9 protein-coding genes and 3 pseudogenes are annotated in these 16691 nt (G+C 71.5%); 3 read left to right on the top strand and 9 right to left on the bottom strand.

Annotated features, from left to right (window positions below; genetic code table 11):
• Positions 1-2: 2 nt before the first annotated feature.
• The 5 genes from ABT137_RS19315 to ABT137_RS19295 all read right to left on the bottom strand — a co-directional run bounded on the left by ABT137_RS19315 (position 3) and on the right by ABT137_RS19295 (position 7055).
• Positions 3-1556, bottom strand: coding sequence for a Wzz/FepE/Etk N-terminal domain-containing protein (locus ABT137_RS19315; RefSeq protein ID WP_351710328.1), 1554 nt, complete (start codon positions 1554-1556; stop codon positions 3-5).
• Positions 1553-2926 (bottom strand): Wzz/FepE/Etk N-terminal domain-containing protein, encoded by a 1374-nt coding sequence (locus ABT137_RS19310; RefSeq protein WP_351710326.1) that lies wholly within the window; start codon positions 2924-2926, stop codon positions 1553-1555. Before ABT137_RS19310 ends, ABT137_RS19315 begins: the two co-directional genes overlap by 4 nt.
• Positions 2923-4188: a glycosyltransferase family 4 protein gene (locus ABT137_RS19305; protein WP_351710324.1), complete on the bottom strand. Its 1266-nt coding sequence runs from the start codon at positions 4186-4188 to the stop codon at positions 2923-2925. Before ABT137_RS19305 ends, ABT137_RS19310 begins: the two co-directional genes overlap by 4 nt.
• Positions 4178-5503, bottom strand: a complete 1326-nt coding sequence (locus tag ABT137_RS19300) for a nucleotide sugar dehydrogenase (protein WP_351710322.1) — start codon at positions 5501-5503, stop codon at positions 4178-4180. The genes ABT137_RS19305 and ABT137_RS19300 overlap by 11 nt, the downstream gene beginning before the upstream one ends.
• 73 nt (positions 5504-5576) lie before the next feature.
• Positions 5577-7055 carry a sugar transferase gene (locus tag ABT137_RS19295; RefSeq protein WP_351710320.1) on the bottom strand — a complete coding sequence of 493 codons (1479 nt, stop codon included), beginning with the start codon at positions 7053-7055 and terminating at the stop codon, positions 5577-5579.
• 1066 nt (positions 7056-8121) lie between these two features.
• Here ABT137_RS19295 and ABT137_RS19290 point away from each other — a divergent pair.
• Positions 8122-8496 (top strand): roadblock/LC7 domain-containing protein, encoded by a 375-nt coding sequence (locus ABT137_RS19290; RefSeq protein ID WP_351710318.1) that lies wholly within the window; start codon positions 8122-8124, stop codon positions 8494-8496.
• 196 nt (positions 8497-8692) lie between these two features.
• Positions 8693-9058, top strand: a complete 366-nt coding sequence (locus tag ABT137_RS19285) for an ArsR/SmtB family transcription factor (protein ID WP_351710316.1) — start codon at positions 8693-8695, stop codon at positions 9056-9058.
• Between the two features lie 69 nt (positions 9059-9127).
• Here the strand turns inward: ABT137_RS19285 and ABT137_RS19280 are convergent, their stop codons facing one another.
• A complete protein-coding gene (locus ABT137_RS19280) occupies positions 9128-11323 on the bottom strand; it encodes an ATP-binding protein (protein ID WP_351710314.1) in 2196 nt (731 codons plus the stop codon).
• 39 nt (positions 11324-11362) lie between these two features.
• A pseudogene (locus tag ABT137_RS19275) lies at positions 11363-11764 on the bottom strand (dehydroquinate synthase/iron-containing alcohol dehydrogenase family protein); the annotation flags it as partial.
• A 395-nt stretch (positions 11765-12159) separates the two neighbouring features.
• Here ABT137_RS19275 and ABT137_RS19270 point away from each other — a divergent pair.
• Positions 12160-12693, top strand: coding sequence for a hypothetical protein (locus tag ABT137_RS19270; RefSeq protein WP_351710312.1), 534 nt, complete (start codon positions 12160-12162; stop codon positions 12691-12693).
• A gap of 531 nt (positions 12694-13224) precedes the next feature.
• On the opposite strand, the pseudogene ABT137_RS19265 reads toward ABT137_RS19270, so the two are convergent.
• Positions 13225-13554, bottom strand: a pseudogene (locus tag ABT137_RS19265) (NYN domain-containing protein); the annotation flags it as partial.
• 981 nt (positions 13555-14535) lie between these two features.
• Positions 14536-16632, bottom strand: a pseudogene (locus ABT137_RS19260) (SAV_2336 N-terminal domain-related protein); the annotation flags it as partial.
• Positions 16633-16691: the final 59 nt, after the last annotated feature.

Raw genomic sequence — 16691 nt, 5'->3', positions numbered from 1 at the left:
TGCTACCGCGCCTCCTGGTCGTTGTCCGGGCCCCGGACGGCCCACACCGGCTGCCGCTCCGCCCGCCGCTGGCCCTCCCCCACTGCCTGAACGGCGTGGGAGGTACCCCCACCCGGCTGCCGGGCCGGCCGCTCGCTCCGGCCGCGCAGCGCGGTGTGCAACCCGTCCCACAGGGTGCCGTCGGTCCGGTCCCGCGGATCGGGGTCGATCAGCACTACACCGATCACCGGGATGCGCTGGTCCGCGAGCTGCCGGGCCACGGTGTGCAGCCAGGCGGCGCTGCCGTGTCCGGCCCGCACCACGAGCACGGTCTGGGTGCCGAGGTACTGGAGGTCGGTCCACGCCGTGCCGGGCGCCACCGAGCCGACGCCGATCCGGCGCTCCTGGGGCGGCACGGTCGCGGCCTGCTCGGCGCCGACCACGGTCGGGTCGCCCGGCTTCTGGCGGCGGCCCGCCAACTGCGGGCGGGGCAGCGCGTCGACGACGGTCACCGGCCCCTCCGCCGCCAGGGCCCTGGCGAGGTCCAGGGCGATCACGCTCGCGCTGCGCGCACAGCCCAGTTCCAGCAGCGACACCGGTTCCGCGGAGCCGCGCAGGGTGCGGGCCAGGGACGCGGTGAGCCGTTCGCGGGTCAGCCGGGTCCGGCGGCGCTGCCACGGCCTGCCCGACCGGCGCGGCAGCTCCGCGATGACCGAGGCGCCCAGGTTCGCCGCGATGTCCCGGCGCAGCACCGGGCGGTCCGCCACCACCGTGCCGACCGCGGCCAGCGCGAGCCCGAGGAAGAGCCCGAGGACGAGGCCGATCCCGGCGTCGGTGGCGACGGCCTTGGGCAGGGAGTGCCGCAGCGCGCGCGGGGTGTCCACGATCTGCGTGCCGGCGACGACCTGGGGTGCGCCGGTCCGCGCGTCCGCGGCGCGCTCGTCGAAGTCGGAGATGCGCGAGTTGAGTTCGGCGCGGCGGGCGAAGAGCGACTCGAGGGTCGCCGACGCCTTCGGGTCGCTGCCCGCCGACTGGTTCCCGATCTCCTTGTTGACCTGGGCGAGTTCGTCCCGCATGCGGTCCCGCTGGTCGAGCAGGGCCTGGGCTTCGGCCTGCGCGGTCTTCTGCATCCGTTGCACGTGGTCCGCGACGAACGCGTCGGCCAGCGCCTTGGCGCGGGCCACCGCCTGGGCGTCGGTGTCGCCGGACACGGTGATCTGCAGCAGGTTGTTGGTCAGGCCGGTGCCTCGGTAGTCCTGCAGGAAGTCCTCGGGTTTCTCCGGGGACTTGAGGGACCGCAGGGCCTTGCCGGCGATCTGCGTGGTCTGCAGCAGCTGGACGTCGGTGCGGATCAGCGTTCCGGTGTCGTTCGGCTGGTCCGCCTCGTGCGCGACCAGCACTTCGGTCACCGCGGTCGGCGCCGGCGGCATCGCGACCGCCAGCCCGGAGCCCGCCAGCAGGCCGAGGAGCGCCGTGGCGTACCAGAGGCGGCGGCGCCTGCGCACCGCCACCACCAGGGCCTGCACGTCGAGAAGCGGAGTGGCGGCCGACGACTCCGCGGTCGTGCTGGTCGTCACGCTGAACCTCCTGTGGCCTGGCCGCGAACCGCGAGTGCGAGAGTGGCGTCGTCCGGAGGGTGGTGGCCGGCGGACCGTGTCTCACGGGCGCGGACCGGGTCGGCGACGACGATGCCGAGGACCTCGTGCCGGCCGTCCGCACACGCCTCGGCGATGCCGGCGAGCTCCTCCGCGGTCCAGCTGCCCGCGCTGAGGACGACGAGGGCACCGGACTCGGTGTCGCGGTCCGGCACGATCGGCCGGTCCACGGAGACCTCCACCACCCGCAGCTGCGGATCGCTCTTGGCCTCGGCGGCGAGCTGTCCGGCGGCCCGGCGGGCGATCTCGTCGCCGTCCGGTACGACCACCAGCAGCCGCCGGGGGGCGGGCAGTTGGTCCCGGAGGCGGACGCACACCCGGCGGTAGCGGATCCGTCGGGCGGCCTCGTCGTCGGATCTCGGCGGGGTCGGCAGGTCCCACCGGGTGTCGACGCCGAGGAGCCGGCGGATCCAGGTCCGTGGGCCGCCGTCCTGCGGCCGGTGCGCGCCGCGCCGGTCGCCGGGCACCTCGACGGTGCCCAGCAGCGCCGAGCCCAGCGCCGCGGTGATCTCCGGTTCGGTGCGCAGCCGACGGTTCATCCGGGCGGCGGCGAGGTGGCCGACGACCGCGAGCAGGAAGAACAGCAGCGCTCCCGCGCCGATGAACTGCGTCCGCGTCGGCGGCGCCTCGCCGGTCGGCCGGGCCGCCGGGCCCATGACGACCATGCCGGCCTTGTTGGTCGCCGGGTCGGCCTCGTCCAGCTTGGTCATGGCCTCCTCCAGCGAGGTGCTCAGCTTCTCCAGCTCGGTCCGGGCCTGCACGCCTTCGACGGTCTGCCCCGGATCGGCTGCGTCGGCCAGTTCGGTGATACGACGGTTGGTGTCCTCGACCTGCTTCCGCAGCGCCTCGGCCTCGGTGGCCGCGGCGGAGTCGGTGCCACCGCCTGCGACCCGTGCGGCGAACTTGACGAACTGCGCGGCCACTTGGTCGGAGAGCTGCTGCGCGCGCTTGGGGGTGTCGGCCGTACCCGAGATCTTGATGATGTTCCCGTCGGCGGCCGAGGCGGTCACCCGGTCCCGCAGCTCGGCGGCGCTGACGTCCCGCCAATTGAGCGCGGCGGCCGCGCGGTCGACCACGGTCGTACTGGTCGCTATGTCGACCTGGGTCAGCAGCTCACGCTCTTCCCACTGTCCCGGCAGCAGGACCGACGCCGACGTCGTGTACCGCGGCGGAAAGACCACCGAGGCGCCGTAGCCGACGAGCCCGCCCATGACGGCGAGGACGGCGAGAAGCCGCCAGCGCCGGCGGAATATCCGCCCGATGGTGACGAGACGTATCGATTCCTCGCTCAACTGCGCTGCCTCTTCCCTGTTCGAACCTGATCGGCCGCCGACACCGGGGTGTGGTCACGGCAGGCGGCTGCGTAGGCAGCAAGCAGCGACGCTTGCGAGTTGCGCCAGGAGAGCGGGCCGCCGACCCGCTCCTGGCCGATCTTGCCCATCCGGGCCCGCCGGTCCGGGTCGTCGAGGAGCTGCGCGACGAGCGCGGCGAACTCGGTCTCGTCGTCGTCGGCCGCGTAGACGGCTGCCTCACCGGCGGAGACGCGGGCTTCCTTCAGGTCGAACGAGACGATCGGCCGGCCCATCGCCATGTACTCCAGGACCTTGTTCATGGTCGACACGTCGTTGAGCGGATTGCGCGGGTCGGGGGAGAGGCAGACGTCCGCGGTGGACAGGTAGCGCACCAGGTCGGCGTCCGGGATGCGCCCGGTGAACTGCACCTGCTCACCGAGCCCGAGCCGCCGGGACAGCTCCACCATCGCGTCGAAGGCGTCGCCGGAGCCGACGAACACCGCGTGCCAGTCGGTCCGGCCGAGGTCGTCGCGGAGCTTCGCGAGGGCTCGCAGGGCGTAGTCGACGCCGTCCTGCGGGCCCATGACGCCGAGGTAGCAGAGCAGATGCGGCTTGCCGCGCTTCAACTCCGGCTCGGGCGGCACCGGTTGGAACCGCTCGACGGCGGGTGCGCTGCGCACCACGAAGACGTCCTCCGGCCGCCGGCCGCCGCGGCGTACCGCCACGTCCCGGTAGCTCTCGTTGGTGGCGAGGACGACGTCCGCGGCCCGGTAGGTCCACCGCTCCAGCGCGCACACGGCGCGGTAGAGCAGGTCCTCGCCGCGGTCGAACCGGGAGAGGTACAGCTCGGGTACCAGGTCGTGCTGGTCGAAGACGAACCGTGCGCCGCGTCGCTTCAGCCACAGCGCGGGCAGGAACAGCAGGTCGGGCGGGTTGCAGGCGTGGACCACGTCGACCGGGCCGACCTTGCGGGCCAGCCGGGCCGTGTGCCAGAGCGCCGATCCGTACTCCTTCAGGTAGCCGGCCGGTCCTCCGGTGGCCGCGCGCAACGGGTAGCGGTGGATCCGCACCCCGTCGATCTCCGCCTCCGGCTCCGTGTCGCGCTTGCTGCCCTGCGGACAGATGACGTGCACCGTCCAGCCCGCGTCGCGCAGCGTCGTGCACTCCTGCCACACCCGCCGGTCGAACGGCACCGACAGGTTCTCCACCAGGATCAGCGCGCGCCGGCCGGAACCGTCGCCGCTGATTGCGTTACCAAGCAAGGCCCATGTACCCCGGTTCGGTCCGGCGCGTCTCGGCGTCGGGAAGGCGGACGAGGTCGACGATCACCGGTCCTTCGCCATGGGGCAGCGCCGCCGTCACGGCGGGCTCCCTGGTCCCGACAAGGCACACCTCGGCGTGGTCCAGCACCTCCTCGACGGAGTCCGCGAGCAGCTGCGCGAGGTGCGGCAGCCGGGTCTCGATGTACTCGCGGTTCGCGCCGATCAGCCGGGAGAGGCTCACGTTGGCGTCGTAGATCTTGATGTCGTAGCCCTTGCCGAAGAGCCGCTCCGCCAGCTCGACGAGCGGGCTTTCGCGGAGGTCGTCGGTGCCGGGTTTGAAGGACAGCCCGAACATGCCCACGCGGCGCTTGCCGGTGCGCTCGACCAGGTCCACCGCGCGCTGCAGATGGTCGGAGTTGGAGGTCAGCACGTGAGCGAGGATGGGGACCGAGACGTCGGCCCGCTGGGCCGCGTGGACCAGGCTGCGCAGGTCCTTGGGCAGGCAGGAGCCGCCGAAGGCGAAGCCGGGCCGCAGGTAGGCGGGGCTGATGTTCAGCTTGCGGTCGGCCAGGAACACGTCCATCACCTGGTGCGAGTCCACCCCGAGCGCCTGGCACACCGCGCCCAGCTCGTTGGCGAAGCCGATCTTGAGGCCGTGGAAGGCGTTGTCCGCGTACTTGATCGCCTCGGCCGTCGGGACCGGCACCCGGAACACCTCGCCGGGCAGGCCCTCGTACAGCGCCAGCACCGTGTCGCCGCTTGCCGGGTCGAGTTCGCCGATGACGGTCTTGGGCGGGTCGAAGAAGTCCCGCACGCTCGTGCCCTCGCGCAGGAACTCCGGGTTGACCGCGACCCCGAAGTCCACCCCGGCGGTGCCGCCGACGTTCTTCTCCAGGATCGGCACCAGCAGGTTCAGGCAGGTGCCCGGGAGCATGGTGCTGCGGAAGACGACGGTATGCCGGCCCCCCTGTTCGGCCCCCTCGGCCAGCGCGGCGCCGATCTGCTCGGTGACCCGCTCCAGGTACGTGGTGCACAGGCTGCCGTTGGGCTCCGACGGCGTGCCCACGCAGACCAGCGACACGTCGCTGCCCATGATCGCCTCGCGGACGTCGCCGGTGGCGCGCAGGGCTCCGGTCCGCACGACCTCGGCAAGGAGCTCGCCGATACGTTCCTCCACCACCGGGGCCTTGCCGTCGTTGACCAGGTCGACCTTCACCTGGTTGACGTCCACCCCGATGACCTCGTGGCCCATGCCGGCCAGGCACGCGGCTGATACGCAGCCCACGTAGCCGAGCCCGAAAACGCTGACTCTCATGACTCGTCCCTCCCCCCAGGCAGGCCCTTGTGGCCTGCGGTCCGCGCGTCGGCCGGCCGACGCCCCCCGCGCATCAGTAGGCCCCCTGCCCGTGGAGCACCGCTCGCATCGTCTTCCACAAGATCACCGTGTCGAGGGCGAGCGACCAGTCCTCCACGTACCGCAGGTCGAGGCGGACCGCCTCCTCCCACGGCAGGTCGCTGCGTCCGCTGATCTGCCACAGGCCGGTGAGCCCGGGTTTGACCAGCAGCCGCCGCCGGATGTCCGGGTCGTACGCGGCGCACTCCTCCGGCAGCGGGGGCCGCGGGCCGACGAGTGACATCGCTCCGGTGAGCACGTTGAAGAGCTGCGGGAGTTCGTCGACCGAGTACCGGCGCAGCACGGCTCCCACCCGGGTCACCCGCGGATCCCGGCGGACCTTGAACAGCAGCCCCGCGCCCTCGTCGCGGTCGGCGAGCTCGGTGCGTGCCCGGTGCGCGCCGACGACCATGGTGCGGAACTTGAGAATCGTGAACTCCCGGCCGTCCTTGCCGACCCTGCGCTGGCGGTAGAAGGCCCCGCCCCGGCTGTCCGCCAGTACGAGCAGCGCGACGAACGCCATCAGCGGCGCGAACAGCATCAGCAGGAGCGCCGAGCCCACCCGGTCGACGACTTCCTTGATCGCCCGGCGGCCCCCGGTGAAGGTCGGCAGGCTGACCCGCAGCAGCGGGATCCCGAGCACCGCGTCGACGTGCAGCCGCGGACCGGCCACCTCCATCAGCACGGGGGCCACGACCATCTCGGCGTCGCTGCCTTCGAGGTTCCAGGCCAGCCGCTGCAACCGGTCCGGGGTCCAGTGCGGGTCCGGGGTGACCGCGACGACGCGGTAGCCGTCGTGGCGGACGTGCTTGGCGACGTCCGCCAGTCCGCCGACGACCGGCACGCCGTCCAGCTCGTCGCCGTCGAGCCCGCGGCCGTCCGTGGTGCACACCGCCTCCACCCGCCAGCCGATGTGCGGGAACTTGCGGGTCCGGGTGATCAGGTCGCCCACGGTGGCCGGGCTGCCGGCGGCGAGCACCGGTCTCAGGCACCGCCCGTCCTTGCGCCGTCTGTGCAGATCGAGGCGGAGCAGATACCGCGCGGTCATGGTCACGAGCCCGACCGCGGGAATCGCGACGAAGATCCAGAGTTTGATGTTGCGTGAGGTGAGGGCGATTCCACCCAGCGCCAGGACGACGGTCGCCGCGAACAGCGAGCGTCCGAGCCGGCGGAATTCCTCGGCGCCCTGGCCGAGCACGGCCGGAGCCCACGACCGGCCGACCACGAGCGCCGACAGCACCAGCAGTTCGGTGCCGAAGGCGAGAATCCCCCATTTCTCATGCCAGTTGGCCGCGTCCCGAGCCCCGAAGAACTCGCCGATCCCCGCCACCACGAAGGCGGTGGCGACGGTATCGCTGATGATCACGGTACGGCGGTACCGCTGCTCCCATTCGATCGCCGGCCTGCTGATTCCCCCGTGCGCCAGATGCCCGCGCGCCGGCGGAAGAGGGCCGACTAGTCCCCCCTGCCGCACAGAAGCCCCCCGGTCCCCAGTGGTTCGACATGGTGCCCTGACACCGTTCCTCCCCCTGGGAGGCCCCCGCCTCCCGTACGCTTCCGCCCCCGGGAGGCCCCCCGGCTCCCCGCGCCGCGCTGTTCTTCCCGCGGACGGCCCCCGCCCTCCGCGTATGACATCCCGGCTACTTCAGCGCTGCTTGTACAACCCGCCCGTGCCGCAGCGGACTTGCCTGCCCTGCGAGGCTCCCGAGGTGCGCGGGAACCCGTGGAAACCGCAGGTGCTCCCCGCACCCGAAGTCCCTCTCGGGCCCCAGGAATTGATCATCCCCACGTCCGGCGGCACGGACGCGGCCACTGGCCGCCCGCATCGCCCGACCCATAGATCATCATTTGTCGCCCCGTGTCCCAGCATGCGAAGCACGGTCAATCTAGACCATCCGGGCCCGTCTGAAGAGAGGGCTGTGTGGAATTTGTGCTCGGGATTTGAAGACGGGTCAACAGACAGGCGACCGCCCGTGGGTGCCTCAGCGACGGACGACGCGCCTCGTGACCTGCGGTGACGCAAGTTCTCCGGGGTGCCGGCACCGTCGACAACCCGAGGCGTCCCGGCTCTTCCAACTGGGCTGCAATCAAAGCGTGTTCGGCGCATTCTCGTCGGGTAAGCACCGAGCGACGGTTGCGGAACGGGCGGGCGACGGCACCCGGGAAAGGATCTTCACAGTTCTGCCGGCGCGCGCGCACACCGAGGACGGTCCCGTTTGTACGAGTGGGTGCCTCGGCCGCGCCAGGGGGTCCTGGGCGACGGAGTGCCGCGTCCCCCGCTGACACCGCGCACCAAGATCCGGACCGGACGCGGAACATCTCGGCTTTCACAGTGGGCACTTCTGCGCAGAGTCAACTTCGCCCTTCATCGAACCAGTTTCCGTCGCTCAAACGATCCGGCGGCGCAGTTGATCGGCCAGCATGCGTCAGACCCGGAGAACGCCGTCCCGGCGTCACTCCCGCCGACCTACGGTCCCTGCATCGGGCGGGCCGGCGACCGCTGGTCCGTCGCCATCCGCATGCGAAGGGGAGGCGCCAGTATGGCGAGCGTGGAAGTGTCGCTGAAGGAAATGATGGCCGGGGTGGAGGGGTCACTGGGAGCCGCGGTCGTCGACTACACCAGCGGCATGGCCCTGGGGACCCTGGGCGGGGGCAAGGACCTCGATCTGACGGTCGCGGCGGCCGGGAACACGGATGTCATCCGGGCCAAGGTGCGCACGATGGGCGAGCTGGGCCTCAAGAGCCGGATCGAGGACATCCTGATCACACTGGAGAAGCAGTATCACCTCATCCGCCTGATCACCGGCCGCAGCGGGAACGGCCTGTTCCTCTATCTGGTGCTCGACAAGGAGCGCTCGAACCTCGCCATGGCCCGTCACCAGCTGAAGCGGGTCGAGGAAGAACTCGAGGTCTAGCGACTCTCCAGGTTTCGGGACTTCGTGCGCCCATGATGTGAAAACTTCTTCAAGTGACCACATCAGCATGATCCCAACTCATGTCTGCGCACGGCCCCGGGCGGCAAGGATCGGCCGAACAGGGCCAGTGCGGCGGTGTCGCAAGGCGCCGCCGCACCTCGGCGCCCCCACCCGTCCCGGCAGAGAGCGAGCGGTCATGCAAGTCCCCCTCTACCAGGCCAAGGCGGACTTCTTCCGCATGCTCGGGCACCCGGTACGGATCAGGGTCCTGGAGCTGCTCCAGCACGGGCCCGTCCCGGTACGGGATCTGCTCGCCGACATCGAGATCGAGCCGTCCAGCCTCTCCCAGCAACTGGCCGTCCTGCGCCGCTCCGGCATCGTGGTCTCCACCCGGGAGGGCTCCACCGTCCGCTACGCACTGGCCGGCGGGGACGTCGCCGAACTCCTGCGCGCGGCCCGCCGGATCCTCACCGAACTCCTCGACGGGCAGAACGTCCTCCTCGCCGAACTACGACAGGCCGACGCGTCCGCTCCACCGATGTCCACGAGCGGCCGCGGCTGACCGACGGACCGGCGAAGGGCCCGGCTGGACCGGCTGCGCGTGTGGGCCACGCGCCGGCGGCCGACGCGGCTACGCCCCGGACACGGACACGATGTCGTGGTCGAGTTCGCCGTTGAGGGCCTGGTCGTGGGTCTCCTCGGCGATCTCCCTGGCCTGCGCGAAGCGGCGCAGCGCCGCAGAGCTCGTGCCGAGGGCGGCTTCGACCCGGCCGAGTCCCTGGAGTGCCCGGGCCTCACCCCTGCGATCGTGCAGCTCCCGGGTCAGCTCCAGGCTTCTGCCGAAGGCGTCCGCCGCCGTGTCCGGGGCGCCGTTGTCGAGAAGGGCCTGTGCGAGACCGCGCCAGGCGAATGCCTCGGCTCGTCTGTCCCCGAGCCGGTGGAACTCCTCCCTCGCCTGCCGGAACGACGCGATCGCCTCGTCGAGCCGCCCCTGGCCGCGCCGGACGACCGCGAGACTGCGCAGTGCCTGCGCGGCGAGCCGACGGTCCCCGGCGGCCGCCAGCTGTTCGGCGGCGGCGGTCAGCGACTGCGCGGCCAGGTCCCACGTGCCCCGGTTGCGGTGGACGATGCCCTGTCCCAGCAGGACGGCGGCCACGCCGTGCCGGTCGCCGGACGCCTCGTAACCGGCCAGCGCCTCCTCGTAGGCGGCCGCCGCCTCGTCGGGCCGGCCCTGGTAGCGGTACAGCGCCCCTGCGTCGAAGAGTGTGATCGACTCCGCCCGGCGGTTCCCGGACTGCCGGGCCGCGTCCTGAGCCAGGCCCAACGCCGTGTCCCAGTCGTCCCAGGCGGCCAGCATCTCGAAGAACGGCGCGGCGATGTGGGCGAGTTCCCAGGCAGCGTCCCACAACTGCCGTTCGTGTGCGAACCGCACGCACGGCGCGACGTTGTGCAGCTCTGCGATGAACCATGCGACCGGGTCGAGCAGCAGCCGGTCGCGGTGCCCGGCCTCGATCTCGTGGCGCGGGTGGCCACCGGTCTTGCGCAGTTCGCCCGGCTGGAACCGGTCCTCCGCCTCGGCGGCCAGCGTGAGGTACGCGCCGAGCAGCCGGCCGGCCGCGGCGTCGGCCTCGGGTTCGGGCTGTTCGGCGGCCAGGGCGCGGAGCAGGTCGTGGAACCGGTAGCGGGTGGCACCGGTCTCGTCCGGGCGGAGGGGATCGAGCAGTTGCGCGGCCACCAGCGCGTCCAGGTGGCGCTCGGCGTCGCGCGTCGCGACACCCATGAGCGCGGCGAGCGGCCAGGCCGCGAAGTCGGGTCCGGGAAAGCGGCCCAGCAGTCGAAACGCCCGCTGCTGCTCGTCCGACAGGCCCTGATAGCTGATCATGAAGGTGGCCCGGACATCGAGATCTCCGATCTCCAGGTGGTCCAGCCTGTGACGTTCGTCGGCCAGCCGCTCGGCCAGCGCGGCCAGGCCGAGGTCCGGACGCTCGGCCAGCCGCGCTCCCGCGATGCGTACGGCCAGCGGCAGGTACCCGCACAGCGCCACCAGGCGCGCCGCCTCCTGCGGGTCGTCCGCCACCCGGTCCGAACCGGCGACCCTGCCCAGCAGTTCGACCGCCTCGCCGGGCTGCAGCAGGCCGAGGACGATCGGGCGTGCCCCCTCGATGCTGCTCAGCGGGACCCGGCTGGTGACGACCACCGCCGGGCCCGGCCCGCCGGGCAGGAGCGGCCGCACCTGTCCGGGTCCGTTGGCGTTGTCGAGGACGATGAGCAGTCGGCGTCCGGTGGTCAGCGTACGCAGCAACTGCTCGCGGTCCTGCTGGGCCTCGGGAATCGCATGCGGGTCGGTGCCCAGCGACCGCAGGAAGCTGCCCAGTACCTCGGCGGGTTCGGCGGGCGTGGCGTCGTACCCGCGCAGGTTCGTGAACAGCTGCCCGTCGGGGAAGTCGGCCGCCACGCGCTGTGCGGCCCGTACCGCGAGCGTCGTCTTGCCCAGTCCTCCCCTGCCCGAGATCGCGACGAGCGGCCCGGTCGACCGGTCCCTCGTGCGCAACAGGTTTTCGAGCTCAGACAGTTCGGGCCCGCGGCCCGTGAAGTCGGCGATGTCACGGGGCAGTTCCCGGGGCACCGGATGCGGTGGCACCGACGGCCTCCGGGGGCCGTCGGCCTGGAACCAGGTGAGGGCTCCGCCGATCAGCGCGCTCACCCCGGCGAACGCGAACTGCTCCGGGCCCACGTCGCCGAGAACCTGCCAGCCGGCGGCGACCGCGGCGAACGCCCCGGCGGCGCCCGTCACTGCCCAAAGCGCCCGCCCCACCTGTGAGTTCACATCGCGCATGGTAGCCGAGCCGGTCCCGCCGGCAGGCCGTCACGCCCGAGCGGGACCGCCCTCGTAGGCCGCCCGCAGCACGGTCAGTGCGTCGTCGGTCGTGACCGGTCTCGGGTTGGCGTACGGCTGCCCGGCGACCTGGGCGGCGGCGACCGCCAGGTCCGCTTCTTTCAGGCCGAGTTCGGCGAGGGAACGGGGTGCGCCGAGGCGGGCCGCGAGTTGTTGGAGGGCGGCCGGGGCGTCGTCCGTGCCGAGGGCCCGTGCGACGGCGGCCGCTGCCTCCGGGGCGGCGGACGCGTTGAAGGCGAGGGCGTACGGCAGGACGACGGTGTGGGTCTCGGCGTGCGGGAGGCCGAACGTGCCGCCGAGGACATGGCACAGCTCGTGGTGCAGGCCCATGGTGGTGGCGCCCAGGCAGGACCCGCACAGCCAGGCCCCGTATGGATCTTCACGACTCCGCTCGCGACCAGACGCCGACGGCGAAATCGACCGGTTCACCATCGGATCCCGCCCCGACGGGCCCCGAGAACACCGCCCGACCGACAAGGGACACTCGGTGAGGGAGTCCCTTCCCATTCAGCAGGCAGCCGAAAAACCCGTACCTCTCGCGCTCTCCGCGTAATCCGAGCTCTTCCCGGAAGGGCACGAACGGATGCCCGAACGGAATCGATCGACCTTACTCCGCGCCACCGGTGCCCTGATGCCGCCAACCCGGTCCGGAGTATTTCCGGACACCGGGAATGGACGACACAAACCGCCCCCTGTCAGCGACGCGTCCCACGGTCGTACAGTACGGGCCTGAAAACGTCCGACTCCCGCACCCTGTAGGGGGATCCGTGGTGGAGGGCAATGCCGGACCCGCATCGGACGGCGGTACGGGAGAGGGGCCTCGGCTGCTCGCCCTGCGCGCCCAGGTAGAGAAGATCATCACCGAGGCGCGGACCGGGGCACGCCGGGCGCGGTGGCGGGCCAAGCTCTGGCACGCGGTGTACATCGGCCTGGGACTGCCTGCCGCGGTCCTGGCCGGCGTCTCCGGGGCCGCCGGCCTGGCTTCCGAGGGCGCCCGCGTCCCCGCGGCGATCCTCGCCCTGCTGTCTGCGGGCTTGTCCGCCGGTTCGGCCTTCCTGCGCTCCGAGGCCCGCCACATGGCCAATCTCCGCCGCCGGTACGCGTGGCAGAACCTGGAGAACCGCGCCCGCCTCGTCCTCGCCCACGACGCCTATGAGGGCCCGGAGCGACTGCATGCCGCCCTTCTCGTCCTGCACGAACTACGCGCCGCAGTTCCCTCAAGCGCGCTGATCCTGGCGGAGCAGGAGGCACTCCACCAACCGCCGCTCACCGGGCGGACGCCGTCGGGGCCGGGCACATGAGCCTCACTCGTCACGTGTGACGCCCGGCTTCCAGAGGACCGTCACCGGAACTCCGGTTCGCCGCGCGTAGGCCACCACGTCCGCTGTCCTGTCCAGTCCCCGGGCGGGCCGGCCGTCCCAGACGGCGACCAGCTCGTCAGCGTGGTCGACGATCCACATGCCGGCCGCGAGGTACGCCTCCTCGACAGTGGGCTGGACTGGCAGATCGACCCTTATCGCACAACTCCGGTTATAAGCCAGATAAAGGGCGCGTGCTTCCTCGTCACCGAGTTGAGCCTCGTAGTCCGTGCCGGGGACCACAGCGGTCATCTCGATCCCGTGATCCCGGGCGGCCTCGGCGAAAATCTGATCCGTACCCGGCGCAAGACAGCTGAGGATCACCACATTGTCGCCGACGTCAAGCCTTCTCAGTGCCCAATCGCGCACCATCGGCAGTATCGCGGCCGGAATCTCACGGTGACCCGTGACGCCGACTCGCACGTGCTCCAGTTCGTTCTCAGCCGTCGCCGCCTCGCCCTGCTCCGCTTTCGGCGTCGAACGGTTGACTTCATGCCAGAAACCCGCCCGGAGCGCATGGCGGTCGCCCTCGTCGATGCGATCGTCCATGTGGGCGAGCAGTCCGAAACGAGCGGCATACCGCAGGAGTTCACCATCGATCCGGTGCGGAATGCGCGGGTATTGGACGACGAGCTCCTGCAGCCGGTCCGGTGAGGGGAGCCGTTCGATCCAACGGCGGGCGAAGACCTCGCCGACATCGTAGGGTTCTCCGCTTACGGTGGTGATGTCCTCCTCGCGGTCGGCCCACCGCTGCTCGGCGGTGGTGAGTTGAGCCAGCGTCGGCAGGCCACCGGTCGCCGGTGGTCCCGAAGCGCTGTTCCCGCTCGGCTCGGCCGCCAGCGGCAGGGGCTGAAGACGTGGCACCTCGTGAAGATGCGCTCTGATGATCCTTGCGAACTCCGGGTCGCGCGCCAGCGTGCTGACCGCGGCTACCTTGAGGCGAAGGTCGTCCGCCAGAACAGAGCTCGTGGAGGTGGTGACGCCGACCACGAGATCACCGCGGAGCAAAGGCGCTCCCGACAGGAGCTCCACATCCGGTGGGGCGCTTCCCAGTGGTGACCGGTCGGCGACTTCGAACTCGTATGAGCCGTCGTGACGCCGTGACGGGTAGAGGATGCCTTCCAGGCGACCCCTGTGGGACAGTGCGGAACCGGCTGCGGCGGACCGAAGTCCGATCACCTCGCATCCAGGGAGAGAACCGGTGCCGGTCATCTCTCCCCAGCTCAGCAGGGAGAGGCCGGCTTCGCCGACCGGGGCGACGACGTCGTCCCCGGCGAGGAGCAGCGCGGCGTCGCGCGTGCTGTCGTGCCACAGGACGTCGCAGTCCCGCCAGCCACGCGCGGTGACATACCCCTGCGTGTTGATGGCTTTGACGGCCCCTCGTGCACCGGCTCCCGACACGATGTGCCCGGCAGTGAGGATCAGGCGGGGACTCAGCAGCAGGCCGATCCCCACACGACGGACTCTGCTGCCACCCGCTACCGGATCCGCGCTGCGTGCGAGCACGACGATTTGCGCCGACGAAGGAGTACCCGCCCCCGTCCCTCGAAGCTCGGGTTCCACCGTTTGCGGGGACGGTGGGCCGGTTCCGGCCGAGGTGGTGGGCAGAGCCCAGTCCTCGTCGGGCAGCGGCACGTCGACGGTGACCGCCTTACCGGTGACCGACCCGGTGAAGACGCCGCCGCGAAAGTCCAAGCGGTCACCGTCCGGGGGCTCGAACTCACGGAGGACCGCGACGGCGGCCGCTGCCGCGTTCCGCGCGGCCTCCGTGTTCCCACCGTACTTCTGCGCGTCGGCCCTGTCACTGATGCCCCGGATGATCAGGGCGTCCGCCCTGGTGTGTCGGTAGGCGTATTGGACAAAGCCGGCGCCTTCCATCTCGATGGCGACCGCGTCGTCGTAGAGCGTGCGGAGGTGCTGCACGAACTCGTGTTCGTCGTCGGCGTGGACGGAGTCCCCCACGACGATCGGCTTGAAGTGGGCCTTGCCGCGGAGGGCGTGGCGGGCTGTCTGCACGAGGCTGGGTGAGGAGTACAAGGCCTCGGAGCGGACCAAGTGGCCTTCCAGGGTCCGGTCGGTGCTCGGGACCCGGTGAACTCGGGTGGCCACCACGACATCCCCGATCTTGATGTCGTCCTTCAGCCCGCCCGCGACGCCTACCATGACCAGCACCTGGGGGCGGAGCCACGTGCTGAGGCGCTCGGTGAGGGCGGCGGCGTAGCTACCGCCACCGGTCTCGGCGAGGGCAACGCTCCACGGCGTGCCGGTGAGCCGGCCGCGCTGGACCCTGGTGCCGGTGCTGGGGTGCACCAACTCTTCGATGTCTGCGAGGTGGGCTCGTACGGCCGCGTACTCCAGGGCCAGCGTGGTCAGGATCAGCGCCGTGGGCCGCGTCTGTGCCTCCTGACGTGATGCCACCTGACTCGTCGTGGTGAAGGGCGCCAGACCGTCGGGCACACGTGTGCCCCCCTGCTCGGCCGCGACGGTGACGGGATGGGTCCGACGGGCCGTCTCCCGTTCGTGGAACCGGCGCAGGGCGAGGTGAACCTGCCAGGCGTCCTCGGCGGCCAGGAACTTGTGGAGTTCGCCGCGTACACCGGCTCTGAAGCGCAGCCTGAGATCCGCCGTCCTGGACCCCGGCACATGTTCGAAGAGGCCGCTGATGATCAGTTCGGCGAGTTCCGCGACGCCGGAGTCCGGTTCCATCGCCTGCTGCACGGCGCGCAGGACGGGCAGCGAAAGCTCCGTCTGGCGGCTGCAGAGGACAGCGAGCCGGCCGGCCGCCGGAGAGGCGAGATGGCGAAAAGTACGGACGAGTTGGTGGGCGGACAGGGCTGCCTGCGCGAGGAGGTCGGGCCCCGGCCCGGTACCGCCCGGTGCGAAGACGTCATACGTGTCGCCGTACATGTCGTCGTCCGCCTCCGCCAGACGGCCGCAGGACGGGATCAGCACTCCCTGGCAGCCCTCCGTGCCGGTGGCCATCACGGTGCGGGCCCAGGCCGCGAGAGAATCGGCGGAGATGCCGGCGACCGGGCACGGCAACCAGTTGCCGACCCCACTCGGGGTCATGGCGGAGAGCATCCGCACGGCGGCCGGGACCGTGCAGCCCATGTCCACGGCCCGTGCTCCCGGTCCTGCCGGGGTCAAGGGCACCACGGGCCCGTCGAGTCCGGTATGCGGCCAGAGCCTGGGCGGCAGGGGGTCGAGCAACACGGTGGCGGTGGACTGCGCCCATGAGCGCAGGGTCTGCCAGATCGGTGGCGCGTGCCATCCGGCATCGACGCAGTCCGAGAAGACCGCAACGAGCCGTCTGCCGTGCGGGTCCCGCAGCCGGTGGGGCCGGACCGGAGCACCGGAGGCGTCGTACAGGAGGGGCTCTTCGGACCGGGCGTCGAGTTGCCATCGGTGGACGGTGCGGAACGCACCGAGCTGCTGGAGCAGCATGAGGAGTTCCCCGGCTACGTCCTGCCACACCTGCATGGAGGCCGACTGATCGACGACCAGATCAAGATGGAACCAGCGCTCGGGACGCGGGGCGAGAACAGGCACCAGCTCCTGCGTCTCGGCGTACGCCCGGACGGTGGCCTCCGTATCGAGGGCATGGCCGCGGCCGTGGGGGTAGCTCCGCTTGAGTGGTCGCAGTGCGCGGGCGAGTGCCAGGTCGTCGGGCAGCGCGGGGCCGCGCCCGGTCCGGTCGACGACGGCCGGCCTGCTTCCATGGCCTCCGGGTGAGTCGAAGACGTCGTTGCCCTCCGGGGATTCGGCGGATGCTTCTTCCTGCGCTCCTTCTGCCGGAGCGGTTCCGTCGTCCGTCGCCGGACCGGGGGCGGCGAGTTGTTCCGCCGGGCCCGGTGCGGGGCCGCCGCCTTCGCCGGGCGGCATGAGACCGCACAGCCACAGGGCGTCGGCCAACGAGACGGCGTCGAAGTCGGCGTCGAGGC

The sequence above is a fragment of the Streptomyces sp. NPDC001980 genome (assembly GCF_040296885.1).
Classification (GTDB): Bacteria; Actinomycetota; Actinomycetes; order Streptomycetales; family Streptomycetaceae; genus Streptomyces.
Note: the sequence above shows the minus strand (reverse complement) of the source record. Positions and strands in the feature narration are given on the sequence as shown.